The sequence below is a fragment of the Gottfriedia acidiceleris genome, assembly GCF_023115465.1.
Classification (GTDB): Bacteria; Bacillota; Bacilli; order Bacillales; family Bacillaceae_G; genus Gottfriedia; species Gottfriedia acidiceleris_B.
The window spans coordinates 2915503-2933982 of record NZ_CP096034.1; the positions used below are offsets into that span (position 1 = coordinate 2915503).

15 protein-coding genes and 2 pseudogenes are annotated in these 18480 nt (G+C 32.3%); 6 read left to right on the forward strand and 11 right to left on the reverse strand.

The genetic code is table 11. From position 1 onward, the window contains the following. Positions 1–313 precede the first annotated feature (313 nt). From MY490_RS13890 to MY490_RS13900, 3 genes are all read right to left on the reverse strand, one after another. On the reverse strand, positions 314–2101 hold the full coding sequence (locus MY490_RS13890; protein WP_248266259.1) for an ABC transporter ATP-binding protein: 1788 nt from the start codon (positions 2099–2101) through the stop codon (positions 314–316). Further along, entirely contained in the window at positions 2101–3837 is a 1737-nt protein-coding gene (locus MY490_RS13895) for an ABC transporter ATP-binding protein (protein ID WP_248266260.1), read from the reverse strand. The genes MY490_RS13890 and MY490_RS13895 overlap by 1 nt, the downstream gene beginning before the upstream one ends. Before the next feature lie 380 nt (positions 3838–4217). After that, positions 4218–5846: a glycoside hydrolase family 13 protein gene (locus MY490_RS13900; protein ID WP_248266261.1), complete on the reverse strand. Its 1629-nt coding sequence runs from the start codon at positions 5844–5846 to the stop codon at positions 4218–4220. 484 nt (positions 5847–6330) lie between these two features. Here MY490_RS13900 and MY490_RS13905 point away from each other — a divergent pair, with 484 nt between their 5' ends. Next, entirely contained in the window at positions 6331–7224 is an 894-nt protein-coding gene (locus MY490_RS13905) for a L,D-transpeptidase family protein (protein ID WP_248266262.1), read from the forward strand. A 407-nt stretch (positions 7225–7631) separates the two neighbouring features. On the opposite strand, the gene MY490_RS13910 is transcribed toward MY490_RS13905, so the two are convergent. Next, positions 7632–8669: a M42 family metallopeptidase gene (locus MY490_RS13910; protein ID WP_025671177.1), complete on the reverse strand. Its 1038-nt coding sequence runs from the start codon at positions 8667–8669 to the stop codon at positions 7632–7634. A 171-nt stretch (positions 8670–8840) separates the two neighbouring features. Between MY490_RS13910 and MY490_RS13915 the strand changes: the two genes are divergently transcribed. Next, a complete protein-coding gene (locus MY490_RS13915) occupies positions 8841–9398 on the forward strand; it encodes a hypothetical protein (protein WP_248266263.1) in 558 nt (185 codons plus the stop codon). A 114-nt stretch (positions 9399–9512) separates the two neighbouring features. Here the strand turns inward: MY490_RS13915 and MY490_RS13920 are convergent, their stop codons facing one another. The 3 genes from MY490_RS13920 to MY490_RS22355 all read right to left on the reverse strand — a co-directional run bounded on the left by MY490_RS13920 (position 9513) and on the right by MY490_RS22355 (position 11100). Continuing rightward, positions 9513–9980, reverse strand: a complete 468-nt coding sequence (locus MY490_RS13920; RefSeq protein WP_248266264.1) for a UPF0158 family protein — start codon at positions 9978–9980, stop codon at positions 9513–9515. A 168-nt stretch (positions 9981–10148) separates the two neighbouring features. Beyond that, a complete protein-coding gene (locus MY490_RS13925; protein ID WP_248266265.1) occupies positions 10149–10547 on the reverse strand; it encodes an RDD family protein in 399 nt (132 codons plus the stop codon). A 352-nt stretch (positions 10548–10899) separates the two neighbouring features. Then, the gene (locus MY490_RS22355; protein WP_432707010.1) at positions 10900–11100 is read right to left on the reverse strand and encodes a hypothetical protein; all 201 of its coding nucleotides are present in this window, start codon (positions 11098–11100) and stop codon (positions 10900–10902) included. 308 nt (positions 11101–11408) lie between these two features. Here MY490_RS22355 and MY490_RS13930 point away from each other — a divergent pair, with 308 nt between their 5' ends. Continuing rightward, positions 11409–12449 (forward strand): glycoside hydrolase family 5 protein, encoded by a 1041-nt coding sequence (locus MY490_RS13930; RefSeq protein ID WP_248266266.1) that lies wholly within the window; start codon positions 11409–11411, stop codon positions 12447–12449. Between the two features lie 339 nt (positions 12450–12788). Then, entirely contained in the window at positions 12789–12914 is a 126-nt protein-coding gene (locus MY490_RS13935) for a GapA-binding peptide SR1P (RefSeq protein ID WP_097978684.1), read from the forward strand. Between the two features lie 160 nt (positions 12915–13074). Here the strand turns inward: MY490_RS13935 and MY490_RS13940 are convergent, their stop codons facing one another. After that, positions 13075–13527, reverse strand: a complete 453-nt coding sequence (locus tag MY490_RS13940) for an NUDIX hydrolase (RefSeq protein ID WP_248266267.1) — start codon at positions 13525–13527, stop codon at positions 13075–13077. Between the two features lie 445 nt (positions 13528–13972). Further along, the gene (locus tag MY490_RS13945) at positions 13973–15313 is read right to left on the reverse strand and encodes a PQQ-dependent sugar dehydrogenase (protein WP_248269376.1); all 1341 of its coding nucleotides are present in this window, start codon (positions 15311–15313) and stop codon (positions 13973–13975) included. A gap of 240 nt (positions 15314–15553) precedes the next feature. On the opposite strand from MY490_RS13945, the pseudogene MY490_RS13950 reads away from it, so the two are divergent. Together MY490_RS13950 and MY490_RS13955 are read left to right on the forward strand one after the other, a co-directional pair. Further along, positions 15554–15877: pseudogene (locus MY490_RS13950) on the forward strand (YnfA family protein). Positions 15878–16015: 138 nt separating this feature from the next. Next, positions 16016–16383, forward strand: a pseudogene (locus MY490_RS13955) (hotdog domain-containing protein). A 151-nt stretch (positions 16384–16534) separates the two neighbouring features. Here MY490_RS13955 and MY490_RS13960 read toward each other — a convergent pair. Both MY490_RS13960 and adh read right to left on the reverse strand, forming a co-directional pair. Continuing rightward, on the reverse strand, positions 16535–16807 hold the full coding sequence (locus MY490_RS13960; RefSeq protein ID WP_248266268.1) for a hypothetical protein: 273 nt from the start codon (positions 16805–16807) through the stop codon (positions 16535–16537). A gap of 148 nt (positions 16808–16955) precedes the next feature. Further along, positions 16956–18473, reverse strand: coding sequence for an aldehyde dehydrogenase (gene adh, locus MY490_RS13965; RefSeq protein WP_248266269.1), 1518 nt, complete (start codon positions 18471–18473; stop codon positions 16956–16958). Positions 18474–18480: the final 7 nt, after the last annotated feature.

Genomic DNA, 18480 nt, shown 5'->3' on the forward strand with positions numbered 1-18480 from the left:
GTTGACTTTTCAAGATTCATAGAATTAATTCTTATATTAAAAATTCGTAATAATTCATTTCCAAGGTTCTAATTTTAGATTTTTGGCATATAAATGGATGTCCTACCTGCAAATAAGGTTTTTAAAAACCGCAATTAAAATTGGAGAAACTACAATTAAGTTATGAGATGTTGGAATTAAACAGTGGACTGCAAATTAAAAAGCAGTTGGAATACCCCATAAGCACTAGTATATCTTCCAATAAAAAAAGAGCCGCTCATATGTCAGTTAACCTGACTTTTGAGACAGCCCCAATCTAATCAAAACAGATCAATTATGCTCCATCATTAATGAAACTATATTGCGCCATGTACAACTTATAATAATGTCCTTTTAATGCTAATAACTCTTCATGTGTACCGCTTTCCTCGACATTTCCATTTCCGATTACCATAATCTTGTCGCAGTCACGAATTGTTGATAATCGGTGGGCAATGACAAACGAAGTACGACCTTCTAATAGCTTTTCAATTCCATTTTGGACAAGCTTCTCTGTATGTGTATCGATATTTGAAGTAGCTTCATCTAATATCAAAATTCTAGGATCAGCTAGTAGAGCACGAGCAAAAGAGATTAATTGTCTCTGACCTAATGAAAGTCTTGAGCCCCTCTCGTTTACATCCGTATCATACCCATTCTCCATTTTAATAATAAAGTCATGAGCATGGACTGCTTTAGCTGCAGCAATTACTTCATCATCTGTAGCATTTAATTTACCGTATCGAATATTTTCCATAATCGATGTTGAGAATAGGAATGTATCTTGTAGCATAATTCCCATTTGACTTCTAAAAGATTCTAAATCTACTTTTTTAATATCGTTTCCATCTACTAGGATTTCACCTTTTAAAGGATCATAGAATCGGCTTAACAGTGAAACAATCGTCGTTTTCCCTGCTCCTGTTGCACCTACCAATGCAATTTTTTCACCGGGATTTATTGTGAAATTCACATTTTTTAATACGGTAGAGTTTTCATCATAACCAAAAGTCACGTTTCTAAACTGAACTTCACCATTAATTCGTCCAATTGGCGGTGCATTTTCTTCACTAATAATTTCTGGATCAATATCCATTATGTCAAAAATCCGATCCGCTGCGGAGAAGTTTGATATTAATGTATTATAAAAGTTAGATAAGTTCATAATTGGACGCCAGAACATACCAATATACATTGAAAATGCGATTAATGTTCCGACTTCAATATCTTGACTAGTTACAAGCTTATATCCAACATAAAATACAATTACAGTTCCAACACCCCATGAAAGCTCAACTAATGGCCAGAAGAAGTCATTCATTTTTACTGCTCTCATAAATGAGCCCATTAATTCAGAAACCTTTTCTTTGAAGTCTTTTTCTTTATCTTTTTCTTTCGCAAAGGATTGAACCACTTTTATTCCTGAAAAATCTTCATGTATAAACGCAATTAGATTTGAACGTTTCTTTCTATAATCATCCCATCTTTTACGTGCACGTGTTTCAATATAAAACATCGCAACTGCTAAAAATGGAAGAATTGATACTGATGCGATTGCAAGTTTTACATTTAAAATAAACATTACGACAGTAACACAAACTAAGCTTAGTAATTCCGGAATTAATGTCTGAATACTTTGGTTGAATAAATTTTGGAGAGCACTAATATCCCCCATTACACGAGCCAAAATTTTTCCTACTGGTCGATTATCAAAAAACGTAAATGATAGTTTTTGAATATGTGTGTAAAGCTCATGACGAATATTTACTAAAATATTATTCGTAACGGAGCTAATCATCGTCCAACGTATTTTTGAGGCAATCATCGCTAAGAAATTTAGTGCTAATAGTACAGCTCCAATCATTATGAGCCCTTTTACATCGTGATTTTTAATATTTGTATCAATTGCTACCTTTAGTAAATATGGGTTTAATATCCCAATTACCATTACAAATAACATTAAACAAATAACAGTAAATGTTTTTAATTTATATGGTTTTAAATATGTCCCGAGCCTAAGAATAAGCTCGGTTTTACTCCGATTTAGTTGGTCTTCATCACGATTGATCGTATTTTGTGCCATTAGACCACCCCGCTTTCTACTGTTTCAAAATCTTTGAATTGTTCTTCGTAGACTTCAAAGTATCTTCCTTTTTTATCAAGTAATTGTTTATGATTTCCTTTTTCAACTATTTCTCCATTTTCAACAAATAAAATTACATCGGCATTTTTTACTGCTGAAATTCGGTGTGCAATGATAAATGTTGTACTATGTGAGAAACGTTTATTTAAATTGTGTAATAATTCATACTCCGTTTCCATATCTAATGCAGAAGTTGCATCATCTAAAATTAGGATTGGAGCTTTTCTTAATAATGCGCGAGCAATTGATATACGTTGTTTTTGCCCACCAGATAAACCAATTCCTCGTTCACCAATTTCCGTGTTGAAACCTTCTTCTAGATCTTCAATAAAGTCTAAACAACAAGCAATACGGCAAGCCTCACGGATTTCATCCATTGTAGCTTCTGGGTTTCCTAGTTTAATATTGTTTTCAATCGTATCTGAAAAAAGGAATGTATCTTGAGAAACTAGTGACATATTTTGACGTAGAGATGTTAGATTAAAATCTTTCACATTAACGCCATCTACTAGTACCTCTCCTTCAGCAACATCGTATGAGCGACCAATCAGATGAAGAATTGAAGATTTCCCAGCACCTGTCGTTCCCATAATCGCTACTTTACTACCACTTGGAATATATAGATTAATATCTTTTAAGACAATTTCATCATTGTATTTAAAGCTTACATTTTTATATTCCACTGAACCGTCAACTAGATTAGGTGTATATGCACCTTCTTTGTTTTCAATTTCTGTTTTACGATCTAAAATTTCAAAAATCTTCTTCGCAGAAGCTTGGTTTTTAGAAAGTACGTCTGTTAACCAGCCTAACATTCTCATCGGCCAAATTAAGTTCCAAATATATCCACTAAATGCAACTAGTTCACCTAGTGTCATACTATTTTGTAAAACGAAATATCCACCAATAATAATCATTGCGACAAGCGCAATATTTGTTAAAAATTCAATATTAGGAAAATATTTACGCATTATTTTTGCTTGAGACATATTTAAATCATAATAACCACGATTCATTTTCAAAAATTTCAAAGTCTCATGCTTTTCTCTAGCAAATGCTTTAACCAATCTTACACCTGCAATATTTTGCTGAGCTGTTGTATTGATTTCAGCTGTATGGTCACTTATTTTACCGTAACCTTTATTAAGTAAGCGATTTAAACGCGTCCCCATATAACCAATTGGGATCATAATTGCTAAACAGATTAATGCTAACTTCCAATTAATTACAAATAAGATCACTGTACTAACAGTAAAATAAATAATATTTTCAACAAACAATCTTAGTCCAAACGCAATTGTTTGCCAAATATTTTCCACATCTTCATTAATTCTCGAAAGTAATTCACCCGTATTCATTGAGTCAAAATACTTAAATTCAAAACTCTGTATATGCTTGAACATATCATTTTTTATATCTTCATGTACCTCAGAGCTTACTAAGTCATATAGATATTCTTTTACATAACCAAATATTGATTTGATAATTGTGACACCTATAATACCTCCAATAACTGGTAGGACGACAGATGCTTTTCCTTTCGTAATACCATCATCGATTAAAATCATTTGTAAATAAGGAATTAAGTGATCCACACCTATTACTAAAACCATTGAGATTGAACCAATAATAAATGAAAGCTTATGCCTAAAGACATATTTTAAAATTCGAGACAAATTTATACCTCCCTTGTATCAATTAACCTAACTCTACACAGCCCTCCACTTTTTTTGACAATAAAAAGGCCATGGGAATATTTACCATCCCCCATGGCCATAAAGAAACGTTTCGCCCAAAAACAAATAAATGAATCATTTATTTTTGGCACAAAAAAGCCATAGGTAATATAAACCCATGGCTAGATCGTCAATTGAAATCTAAATTTCAACGTGGTCCGTCCTGCGTAGAGATAGGGTTCATAATCATTATGAAATTTTGTGATGATTCACAGTTAATTTTTCTTACAATCATCATGTTAACCTACCTCCTTCTTATTTGATATTCTTATCATATACGAGTGGACTTTAAAATGTCAAACTATTTTTAATAATTTTATTTATTTAATTTTATAAACAATTGCTTCATACGGTCTTAAGCTATTATTCACACCCACTAAACTTGAATCTTTATAATTACTTAAAATTATACTTACTTCATTATATATATTACTATGACTAAATTTTGATTCCTCATTTGTAAAGTTAGCTACAACTAAGAATTTTTCATCATTATACTGTCTTTCGTATGCAAATACTTTTTCATCCTTTTCAGCAAGCATTTCAAAAGAACCATAAACAATTGCAGGATTTTCTTTTCTTAATTGGATTAACTGACGATAATGATGGAAAATTGAATCTGGATCGTTTATCGATTGTTCAACATTTATTTTAGTAAAATTAGGATTTACTGTTAACCAAGGGTTTCCTTTTGTAAAACCTCCATGCTTTTCTACATTCCATTGCATTGGAGTACGTGCATTGTCTCTACCTTTTGTATAAATCGATTCCATTATGTCTTCGTGCTTGTAACCTTTTGAAATACGCTCATTATACATATTTTTCGTTTCAATATCGTCATAATCATCAATGCTTTCAAATCGAATATTTGTCATCCCAATTTCTTCACCTTGATAAATATATGGTGTACCTTGCATTAAATGAAGTATAGTAGCAAGCATTTTCGCACTTTCAATACGGTATTCTTTATCATTACCCCATCTAGAAACAATTCGTGGTAAATCATGATTGTTCCAAAACAAGCTATTCCAGGCCTTTCCATCAAGCTGAGTTTGCCACTTATTAAAAACTTCCTTTAGCTCTAACAAATTTAATGGCTTTAAATCCCATTTTTCTTTACCTTCTTGTTGATCAAGACCGATATGCTCAAATTGAAAGATCATACTTAATTCATTTCGAGCAGGATCCGAATAAAGCTTTGCAATTTCTGGAGTTGCTCCCCAAGTTTCACCAACAGTTAGTACATCGTGATTTCCAAAAGTCTTTTTATTCATCTCTTGTAAATATTCATGTAGCTTAGGACCATTTGCCGTAATCTCTTGATCAGGAATCTTCCCAATTAAATCAATTACATCCATTCGGAACCCACCAATTCCTTTATCAAGCCAAAAGTTCATCATATTATATACTTCTTCGTGGACTTTTGGATTCTCCCAGTTTAAATCTGGCTGCCTTTTACTAAATAAATGCAAGAAATATTGTCCAGTTTGTTCATCATATTCCCAAGCACTGCCGCTGAAAACAGAAGGAAGGTCATTTGGTTCACTTCCATTTACAGGATCTCTCCAAACATAATAGTCTCTATATGCATTATCTTTGCTCTTGCGAGATTCAATGAACCACGGATGCTCATCAGATGTATGGTTCACGACTAAATCCATTACAATTTTAATCCCTCTATGATTCGCTTCTAAAATTAATTCATCCATATCATTCATCGTGCCGAACTCTTCCATAATGTCACAATAATCACTAATATCGTAACCATTATCATCATTAGGAGATTTATAAACAGGACTTAACCAAATAACATCTATTCCTAAAAGCTTTAAATAATCAAGCTTTTCAATTATTCCTTTTAAATCACCGATTCCATCAGCGTTACTATCCATAAAACTTCTAGGATATATTTGATAAACTACACTATTATGCCACCATTTTTTCTCCATTTAAATTGCCTCCTAGATTATGTATACTTCTTAAAAACTAAAATAATTTAATTGTGATTTCTTCTAAATACATTTAATTTGGTACGTGAAATTTCAAATCATCCAAACTCTTTTCACTAAAAATGTGCAATCGTGTGCATATTTTAGTAGTAAAAGTTCCCTAGTTTTTAAAATTATTTATTCATATACCCTGTTTAACCGCTTACATTTTCTATTTTAACAAGAATAGTCATTAATGCAAACATTTACATTTTTGAACATAATTTTTAATTAATAATGTTTAATACGTTTTCTACCGTTTATCCAATATCAGACTTTGACTTAATTAAAAATCCGAAAAAATTACTGTTCCATTTTTAACCCTTTTCCAGCTTTCCAATTAATCTATTTTTTTCCTCATTTGAAATTTTTATTAGATAGGACAAGCAATCCTTTCATAATATATAAAGCTATCTATTTTCTAAATTTTGTTAGGGGGAAAATTTTGTTTAGGCGCTGGTTTCTTTTTTTCTTAGTTCTTCTTTTATTTTTGAGCACTTCTTTTGTTCAGTCTTACGCAGAAACAAAACCTGTTTCGCAATTTATCATTATTAATAAGTCAATTAATAGATTAGCTTTCTATGAGAATGGTAAATTGCTCAAAGTTTTTAAAGTTGCAACCGGTAAGAGTCAGGATCTAACTCCTGAAGGCAAGTTCAAAATCGTCGTTAAAATTGTTAATCGTCCTTATTATAAAGAGAATATTCCTGGTGGTGATCCGAGGAATCCGCTTGGTAATAGGTGGTTAGGTTTAAATGCTAGAGGGACATGGGGTACAACCTATGCAATCCACGGAAATAATAATCCAAGTTCTATAGGAACTTATGCTAGTCACGGATGTGTACGAATGTATGATGAAGAAGTAGAATGGTTATTTGATCGTGTACAAAAAAATACGACAGTTTTAATCACTTCATCAAACATGTCATTTCAAGATATCGCAGTTACGAATCATTTATTTGATGATGACTCAGGCACTGTTGTTGTAACAAAACCAACAGATATTCCTACTAGTTTACAACTAGGAAGTGTCGGTTCGGAGGTTGAATGGCTGCAGGATACATTAACAAAATTAGGTTACTCTACAAACGGGGTCGATGGCTATTTTGCTGAAGGCACAGATCAAGCAGTAAGAGCATTTCAACTAGATAATGGGTTAACTAATGATGGAGTTGTTGGTGCTGGTACAAAAAAATTATTGTTAGACAAACTTCAAGAAAAAAACCGTGAATTAGTGTCAGCTTATTTTTATACATTTACATTAAAGAAAAATGTAAAAACGAATGGCGAGGACCGATTTGACAGTCGATTAAATGGGGTTCAAAAATTAAATTATTAAACTATTAGTTGGTATCCAAAAGTCTAGTTTTTATTGGAACCCTTTATTAATAAAATAAGAAGGACTGCAAATAAAATCTGATTAGCTCAATTAAAATTGACAAAAATGCAATTAAATTTTGAGAATCGCAATTAAATTTAGCAAAAATGCAATTAACTCCCTAAGAATCGCAATGAAATCATATAATTACCTATACCAGTTAAGGTATTATGACCCAGAAACCTGTATAATAGCAGATCCTTTCTAAAGGAAAACTAGCAAATATGCTCTATAGAATAAAAATTTGCTAATTTTCTATCATAAAGAGCAACCTTATCTACTCAAAATAGAAAATACCTTTAAAATACAACATACTCGAGTTACATTACAAAAAAAGGGGCATCCCGTGGACTGCCCCTTTTACATTATTACTTTGTTAAATATAAATACAATAATTTCATCGTATTTTCCATCGCACTATAATGCGTTCTTTCCATACCATGAGAAGCGTGAACACCTGGTCCAATTAACGCACCACGAATATCTTGGCCTCCGCGTAAAGCAGCAACTGTATCAGAACCGTACATTGGATAAATATCTACTGCATAGCTAAGTTCATTTTCTTTTGCTAAGTTGACTAAATCCGTCGTCATATTGTAATCATATGGACCACCAGAGTCTTTTGCACAAATCGAGACATCGTATTCAGTACAGCTTAAATCATCTCCAATACAACCCATATCAACTGAAATTAATTCAGTAATATCAGATGGGATATAAGATGATCCATGTCCAACTTCTTCATACGTTGAAATAAATAATTTTGTTGTATATGTAGGTACAATTTTTTCTCTTTTAAATAATTCAAGTAAGCCGATTAAACATGCAACACTTGCTTTATCATCAATAAATCTTGATTTTATAAATCCGCTTTCAGTAATTGTCGTTTTTGGATCGAAGAAAATAAAGTCTCCAGGGCTAATTCCAAGATTTAGTACATCTTCTTTTGACTTAACGCATTCATCAATACGTACTTCCATGTTTTCTGGATCGCGTTTTTTTGTTTTACTATCTTCGAAAACGTGAATTGATGGACTTGTAGATAAAAATGTACCTGTATATAATTTTCCTTCGCGCGTTCTAATTTGACAATATTCACTATCAAGAGTTGGTACGATTGGTCCACCAATAATTGTAAATTTTAAAGTACCTTTACTTGTAATTGATCGAACCATTGCCCCTAATGTATCAACATGTGCTGATAATCCGATCACTTGCTCATTGCTTTTACCAGGAATTGTGATCACGCCACAACCTTTATTAGTCGTTTCAAAATCATATCCTAAACTATTTGTCCAAGACTGAATTAACTCCATAATTTCAAAACAAAAACCACTTGGGCTATTAAACTCTAGTAATTGTTTAGCTGTTTGTAGGACATATTCTTTGTCAATTTTAATATTCATAGCTTTTCCCCTTCAATTTTGAAATTTTCATGCAATTCTCAACGTATTTATCATACATTTATTTGTGTTTGTTATCAATAATTCAAAATACTGCCTTAACATGTTTGGCGTATTGCTATTGGATTATTTTCATATAAATGATGTATATCGTAGTTTAAATGAGGTGAAAATGTGTATTTATTCAAACCGATCACTGAAGAAATCCTATTGTTTCAACTAAAATTTACTAAACAAAATAAAACCAAGAAATTTATTTTGGCTTCTATATTTGCATGTATTGCTGCACTTTTTCAAGCAGCAGGTGGCCTATTACCAGGTATAGGATTATTTTTAAGTCCACTCGCCACTACACCAATTTTATTATGCTCTGTGTTTTCCATTACAGATGGCATAAAGTCCTATTTTCTAACAATTATGTTGTTATTCATCATACAGCCAACTGAACTGATTGTCTTTCCTTTTACAACAGGATTAATGGGACTTGGTTTAGGCTTGACTTTTCACTTTTTTAAAAACAGATTATCAATCATTGCGATTGGAGCGACTCTTTTAATGTTAGGTATTATGAGTCTACTATTTTTTTTCCACTTTCCAGTCTTAGGGCCTGGATTTTCTGATTCATTTTCAATCAATACTGTTCTAATTATTTTATTATTTTCTTTCCTTTATTGCTGGTTCTGGGTTGAAATTACTTTAATTATTTTTAGAAGGTTAGCTCAGCTAAACTAACTAATTACATATAAACGTTAAATATCCCTTCAGCGAAATCTGAAGGGATTCATTTCGGTTCGGATTAAGCTCCTTTTAGTCAAACACCACGAATCGCTCAACCCTTATTTTTTTCTAATCTATGTACTCAATATCATTATTTTGACACCATGCGATCACTAAGTCTTTATATCGTCTGTCACGATAACTATACCAATCCATATCAACATTTAACTTTATAACTGCATCTTTAAATCTTCTAAATGCGCCTTTTCCCTCGATTGCTATGAGTAATATGTTTTGTATTTTCTCATCTTTAATTGTTAAACAAAAGTCTTCAATCATTTTATATTCATTAATTTCATATTTTGAAGGTAATTCTTTATAGTCCTCAAAATTTTCCACAATTTCATTTGCGATTTCTATATTTTCTATCTGCCAATCTTGTAAATCATCGAAAACTTTTTCATCTTCAGCATCAATTAGATCATCTTCAGCAACCGAAAAAATTTCACCAGTTCCTATCTTAATAAATGATCGATAACCATCCATTTGCATTTCCAATTCCTCAATAATATCTTTTATCTTTGCTTTATTTGTCATAAACAATCACCTTCTTATTTTTTATATTAGGCAAATTAGTTGTGTTACATCGCTAATTATACTTGATCGTTCTATAAATGAATGCACTTTTCTTCTAAAAACTTCTAAAAGAAAATTGGAGCTTTAAAAAGCTCCAATTAAATGTCATAAGTAAATCAATTAATATTATTATTTATAGACTACATACGTATTGGCTAATTTATCATGTAAGGCTGTTTTCTTATTAGAAAAAGCAATCATTATATAACCTATAAATAAAATGAAACTGGAAACAACTTGAGCTAACCAACGACTAATTGCCTCAAATATGGATAACTTACTTCCATCTTTATTGATTACTTTAATGCCAACGGTGACCTTTCCAATTGTCCCTTGCAATTTTGTAGCTGGCAAAAGCATTAAGTAAATAATACCGATAAGATCAATGAGAAGATTGTATGTAATATTTGTATTAGTAAAGAATCTAAGAAGCAAGGGACTTAGAATGAAACCTAATAAAATAATGATACAATAATCAATGATATGGGCACATAATCTTATCCAAAATCCTGCATATTTAAATTCCAATTTTGACTCCCCCTAAAAAGTAACTAGCTATGAAATCACTTTTAGATATTAAAATAATTATACCTATCTAGTCATATTCTGTAACTTGGGGTAATTTGCCTTTTTTTCATTGAAAGTTAAATAGTCCATATGCTTAACTGACAATTTGTTGTAGCTAAAAAAATGGAAACAGCACCTTTCCGTTATGAAGCGCTGCGCTGTTTCCATTTTTTTCTTTAATTTTCTTTTGAATCCAACTTATTAAGAGCAAAGGGATAAGGATATGGTAAAAGTATGAATGTTATAATTTCTCCAAATGAGAACATAATTCCCAATGGAAATATAGCCTTTAAAACTCGTTCCCAACCATTTTCTAAAATCGGTAGTTATCGATTTGATACACATTTAAAATAAACTCAAAGCCAAAAATTAGACAAATAAACATAATTATAATTAAGAATAGAAATTCTGTTGTACTGGCAAATGTTCCAATCCCTTTGATTAAACCATAAATCACGACAATAAACATTAACATACCGATTGATCTTAATGATGAGACTGTGAACAAAGTCATAGTCACCAAATCTTCTAAATCCCGTATAATTTTCCCTGTGATATAAAAAAAACGATCTAAATCATAGCTAGTATTTTTCCAGCATATTTACCTAGTATAAATTGCACGTATTTGTTAATAGGTATTTTGGAAAATCTCCAATAATTTTATCTGTACAAAAAATAACATTCTTTATTGCAAACTTTCTTTCAGTTTCGTATACCTTTGTAAATCTATTACTTTATTATTTCTTTTTCAGTAAATCATAGAATAATATTAACGTTCTAAAAATAAATTTTACAGAGATTAATTAGATGAGGGGGGAAATTTTGAAAATAGTAAAAAGAGCAACCTTTATTGTTCTATGCTTTTTAGGTTCCATTATTTTACTGATTGCCTCTTCTTTTGCTTTTTTAAATCTTGTTAAAATCAACATTCATAAACCTACTTCACCACTGTCAGCTGGAATAAGGGGTGTGAATTGGGCGGATGAGCGAGACAATTTTGTTGATGGCGTCATTTATGTAAGTGGATTAACCAAAAATGATACAAATGACTCTGCCAAGGTGGTAGGCCGGCAAATTATCGGTCAGATGTTCGACGAAACAGGTGCTAACACAGTCAGACTACCCATTAACGAAGCTACAGTCACAAATTATTGGAGTACTTATACAGGGGCCATTGATGCTGCGTTAGAGAGAGGCAAAGTGATTTTTTGCTATTGGCCCCCGAAAAATGGCAAACCTGAAGATCTCAAAAAATATTTTAGCATGTGGAGTTCTGTTATCAAAAAATACGGAAACAACCCCAACTGTTATTTTGAACCTATTAATGAGCCCTATGGCTATAATACAAAAGATTTACGCAATCTCTATAATGATTGGCTAACAAGTTTCAAAGTTCCGAAGAAAAATGTAATTCTTGATGGAATTGGTTTGGCCGCTCTTTATATTAATCCTCTAGGTGATGACAAACGCCTTGACGGAACAATGCTTGCCGTTCACTGCTATGCGTTTTATGCAGGATATGTACATATTAATTCTCTCACAGAAACTGGATGGTCAAATATTTTAACAATCGAAATTGGAAAATACTCCAATCGTGCCATCATTACCGAGTGGGGAGCACCAATGAAAAGTGGCTTGGATTATTCGGTAAAAAAGAGTAAAAATGATATTAACTATGTTCGTGCAATGAGTAAGAAAATTAATACGATCGGTGCCGGAAGTGTTTATTGGCCAGGCTTGAGAGATGGGGATTCTTATAGTTTGATGGAGAAAAAAATTACAAACAAACAAATCACTCTTACAGTAACAAATCCATCTGGTCTTAAAAAATTGCAAGAATCCTGGGATTTACCTATTCACTAAAATTGTTCGAATGAAGATGACCTCTTGACGCTAGTCGAGGGGCCATTTTCAATTAAGATGAACTTTCATTAAGATTACATATAATCGCTTGATTTAATGAAATAATATAAAAATTTTTATTAGTTTCTCATGGACGAAATTGATACGAGAAACATAATCACTCGGTTCAAATTTTTGTTCTTTTTAAACCGAAAAAAATTTTTTTTAGTCCATTTCTGCTTGAAAACCTTGCTATTTCAACGTTTTTTCAACCGGGACTATTCACGTCCACAGGGTGGGTAAAGTCCCTGGAGAAATTGTGATTCGAACGTGTTATAGTGGCTTTAGGAGGTGTTTCTAATGCAAATTTTAATCTGTAAAGAATGCGAAGAAACTATTGAGTACGCGGAGTATAAAAAAGTTGTGAAAATCTATTCAACTTGCGAAAACTGCAAAAACGAAGCAGCAACTTCAACTGTAAAATAACATAGAACAAAAAAGCTAATAGTGTAATTTAGACTTTATTAAAAAATTTAATTTTTAAGGGTTTAACAAAATATCAATTAATATATTATTGAAAATGAAAAAAAAGGATCACAAAAGATCCTTTTTTATCTTTATATTGTCTAACTTCCACATTCTAAGTTCAAAAGTTAGTATCCTTAAACAAATTTAAAATAGGAAGTTCGCACGGATTAATTTCTGATGGAAGTTCATCAAAACTAAAAAAGCTTAACTCGAGCACTTCACTTTCTTCTGGCTCAATTTCCCCTGTATATTCAGTACAAACATAAGTCGCAATGACATTATATACCTCATCACCATGAGGATATTTATAATAAAATTCTTTTCCAGAAAAAATGTTAAAAAACTCAAGGTTTAATGCTGTTAGACCTGTTTCTTCTTTCAATTCTCTTTTAGCCACTTCTTCTAAATTTTCTCCCAACTCTAATGATCCACCAGGTAATCCCCAAGTCTTATTATCTTTTCTTAATTGTAATAACACTCTCTTCTGTGAATCTAATAGGATAACATTTGCACCTGCCATTAAGATAGGTCGGCTACCTACAACTTTTCTTAAATCCATAATATATCCCATTGATTTTCTCCTTAATATACGCTGATTATTTTTAATTCTACTTTATCAAATAATTCCATTTTTTTCCACCAATCTGACATTTACTTCAAAAACTAGTACAAGTCTTAAAATATACTTATTTTCCTTTTAACCTCTAACCCAAAAAGTAGAATTAATAAAAGGAATATTTTATCAATTTAATTACATATATATACTCTAGTTGTTTTAACTTTAAACAACTAGAGTATATTAAGATCAGACTATCTTTGTTAAAAGGAGAAAATTGAATGAGGTTGAATCATTTCTCAATAAATAAAACTCTTTGCAATGGCAAACAATCTTTTATGTTTAAGCAAGGCATTATTTATTTGAAAAACATCAATTATCAGCTAAATAAAACAACCACTGAAGTGTATATTATTACCTCCGTGGTTGTTAAATGCATAAAACACAAATTAATTATAAGCTACGGTACAATTTCATAAATCGTACCCATGTTTAAATCAGTTACTTTCATAGAACCATAAACCGCTAAATAGATTTTTGTTTGATTTAAATTTGTTCCCAAACCTACATAATAGGCCGGTTTAGATCCAAAGTCATAATCTGTTTGTATTACACTGAAATCACTTTGTTTACCATCCGGTCTTAATTTCGTATAAGCTAAAACCCCTTTAACCTGTGCTTGAGATCCTTTTTGTACCAAATCGGTAAACACAACGCTACCAGTTAAACTAGGAATTTCATTTCCTGTGTATGGCTGGACTCCAGTAAGTGCAGTTCCTTCAAATTTATCTGGTCTTGGATCTTTATGAAAATAGCTAGTTAAAGGTTGAAGACGGCTCGCTGAAAGTGTTACTGATTGATTGTAATAAGCTATTGTTTTTTCATCCACATCTGGATTTTCAGTGCAGCCTTTTATTGTCGAAGTAGGAAAAGCACCTTCCCAACCTCTCCAGCCGAAGTTAATAAATCCTTCCATTTCAAATTCAGAATTCATATGGATTAATTGAGTGACAGGCATTGGTTTATAATGAACAAATGAAAAAAGCGACTCGACCAAATCCTGACCGACATTTCCAACATATTTAATATATTGATGATAATATCTTTGATATGAAATACCTGTTATATTACGAACCCCTTTAGCTATTACTGTGAGAGTTTCTTGAATACTTGTTGGAAGTTCATTAAAACGAGTGACAATAGGTGGATTATTGCCGTTTATGTTTCTATCTACATCAATTTCAATTATTTTACCCGCAATTTCCAAATTATCTTGGCTTAAGTTAAACGGGTCATAGCCTGATCCACCATCTCCTGTTGTTAAAACAAGTTTACTTGTTTCGGGTGAAAAATTTAAGGTGTTTAGACCATTATGATTCAAGAACGGTCTTCTGATATTCAATAACGTCCGTCGTTTTTGAGGCTGACCATTTGATTGTAGAACCCATTCTTCAACTGTATCAATATGGTTATATTGAGTTTCCCTATTTAGCCATTTCAAATTTAATGTTTTGGGATCACATGGATTTGGTTTAAAAGGGGTTGAAAGAGCACTTGGCCCCTGAGAACCAGCTACTGAATAATGGAGATAAAACAACCCGTTATGATAAAAATTAGGATGAAATGCTAACCCAAGCAAGCCTCGTTCATCATAGCCTCCAGACTCACCTAATTTTATTACTCGAGGGCGAATATCTAAAAAAGTCCTGATTTCTCCATTTCCTATGTAAAAAATCTCTCCTACTTGTGTTGCAATAAATAATCTTTCAACTGAATCACCTGGAAGAATAGCTGTTTTCATAACGGTTGGTAAATTAATCTTACTAACAACGGGACGTAACTTAACTTTTAACAACTAACAATACACCTCCTTCATAGTATTTTCTTCTATAAAATTATGATGGGAATAGTTCTATTAGTACCGATATTCATTTCTAATAGATTGATAGTTTCTTTTAGTCTTAATTGTTAAAATAAGGGTATATACCTGTACATATGTTTTCATCAATTTGTCTTTTTATATAGAAAGGAAGAAGTTACTTTGATAACTGCAATATTTATTCTTTTATTAGCCGGTTTAACAGAAATTGGTGGTGGATACCTTATATGGTTATGGCTAAGAGAAGGTCAATCTGCCTATTTAGGATTAATCGGAGGCATTATTTTGGCAGTTTATGGTGTCATTGCAACGTTCCAAATTTCCCCATCATTTGGTAGAGTTTATGCTGCATGAGGTGTATTTATTGTTCTCTCAATCTTATAGGGCTGGGGAGTTGATAAAAAAACACCTGATTTATACGATTGGATCGGTGCAGCAATCTGTTTAATCGGTGTGTCTATCATTTTATGGGCACCTCGTAATTAATCCCCCTTACTTAATGATATCAAGCAGCAAATAGACTATTTAGTGAATTTTTTCAAACGATTTTGAAGGATAGTACAATAAGAAATTGAACTATTTAATTAAGAGGTTAATGCTTTTAATTTTTAAGGAGGGAAAAAATTGACATTGCAAGTAGGCGATATTATTACATTTGAACGAACTTTTGCTGTAAAAGACGTTGAATTGTTTACGAGGTGATGCGCAGTGCTCACCATGTTACGCCTGATGAACAAGGAAGACTTGTTATTCAAGGTTTGTTGACTGCAACTTTACCAAGTAAAATAGGTGGAGATCACAACGCACTAGCACGAACGATAAATTTCGAATTTTTAAGACCTGTTTACTCAGGAGATACAATAACCTGTGAAGTTACAATCGAGAAATTTGAAAAAAAGGAGAATAGAATATCGATCATGTCATCCTTCTTCTGTACTAATCAGAATAATAAACAAGTATTAAGTGGGAGCTTTGCAGGAGTAATATTATAACTAAGTAAAATAACTAGTATTCTTCTTTTCTAGCAACTAAATCAAGGATGCCCGGCTCCTAGTCGAGAAGCGGTAAGACTTAAGCCACATTTCACCCAACCTGACAATGGCCAAAGTCTCAGAACGCGAACATCTTACAGTTGACTTCGAATTAATTTTCATAAAAAGATTGTAATGCCAAATGTTCTAAATCTTTTTTTACATAAATATCATATTGAGTATTCTCATTAAATCTCCTACCATTAAAACTCATCGGTAATTTCGTCTTATACTCAATTCCATTCTTCTTCAATTTTCCAATCATTGTAAAATAGTTTTGATATCCATACGTAGTATAGATTAATTTCCACTTTCGGTTTAAATTTAATTGAATGAAACTAGACAGTACTATAATGATAATTACATAGATTGCTAGATTTAACATAGTTAGTCCCTCCAAATCATACTTTTTATTTAACATATAAATAGCTACTAGTTTTTATGTATGGATTTTAGAAAAAAAATAATTTTAAAGTATTCTTTCCATTTAAATAAAAACACTCCAGTCAATGAATACTGGAGTTTAAAAGTTATTAAAAGAATCCAAGTTTACTCGGTGAATAACTAACTAGCAAATTCTTTGTATTTTGATAGTGATCCAACATCATTTTATGCGTTTCACGACCTACTCCTGAATTTTTATACCCACCAAAGGCTGCATGTGCAGGATATGCGTGATAACAGTTTACCCAAACTCGACCTGCTTCGATGTTGCGTCCGAATCGATAAGCAGTATCCATATCACGAGTCCATACACCCGCTCCTAATCCGTATAATGTATCATTAGCGATTTCCAAAGCCTCTTCTTTTGTTTTAAATGTAGTAACCGAAACAACAGGACCAAAAATTTCTTCTTGGAATACTCTCATTTTATTATTCCCTTTAAAAATGGTAGGGTTTACATAGAAACCATCTTTTAATTCTCCATCAAGAACGTTGCGACTACCACCAACTAAAACTTCTGCACCTTCATTCTTTCCAATTTCAAAATAAGATAAAATCTTATTCAATTGCTCGTGCGAAGCTTGAGAACCGATCATTGTTTGAGGATCCAATGGATTTCCTTGTTTAATCGCTTTAACACGATTTACTGCTCTATCCATAAATTCCTCATAAATTGATTCATGAATAAGCGCTCTTGAAGGACAGGTACATACTTCTCCCTGATTTAAAGCAAACATCGTAAAGCCTTCAAGTGCTTTATCGAAAAACTCTTCATTATCTACTACATCTTCAAAGAATATATTAGGAGATTTACCACCTAATTCTAATGTAACAGGAATTAAATTCTTAGATGCATATTCCATAATTAGTCGCCCAGTTGAAGTTTCACCAGTAAATGCAATTTTTGCAATTCGATCACTTGAAGCTAATGGTTTACCAGCTTCAAGTCCAAATCCGTTTACTACATTAACAACTCCAGGTGGTAATAAATCTTGAATTAGTTCCATTAAAACTAACACAGAAGTTGGCGTTTGTTCAGCAGGTTTTAGAACAACACAATTCCCTGCAGCAAGGGCTGGAGCAAGCTTCCAAACAGCCATTAATATTGGAAAGTTCCATGGAATTATCTGTCCGACAACTCCTAATGGCTCTTTATAGTGATATGCAACTGTATCACCATCAAGTTCACCGAGTGATCCTTCTTGCGACCTGATACATCCGGCAAAATAACGGAAATGGTCTATTGCTAAAGGAATATCTGCAGCTAAAGTTTCACGAACAGGTTTGCCATTTTCCCAAGTTTCAGCAACAGCAAGATATTCTTTATTCGCTTCCATACGATCTGCAATCTTATGTAAAATATTAGCCCTCTCAGTTACTGACGTTCTCCCCCATTTACCTTTTGCACCGTGTGCTGCATCAAGTGCTTTTTCGATATCTTCTGAAGTCGATCTAGCCACTTCACAAAAGACTTGTCCAGTTACAGGCGATACATTTCCAAAATACTGTTCTCTTACTGGTCTTACCCATTCCCCACCAATAAAATTGTCATAACGATTTTTAAACGTAATTAATGAACCAGATTTTCCAGGTGTAGCAAATACCATACTAATT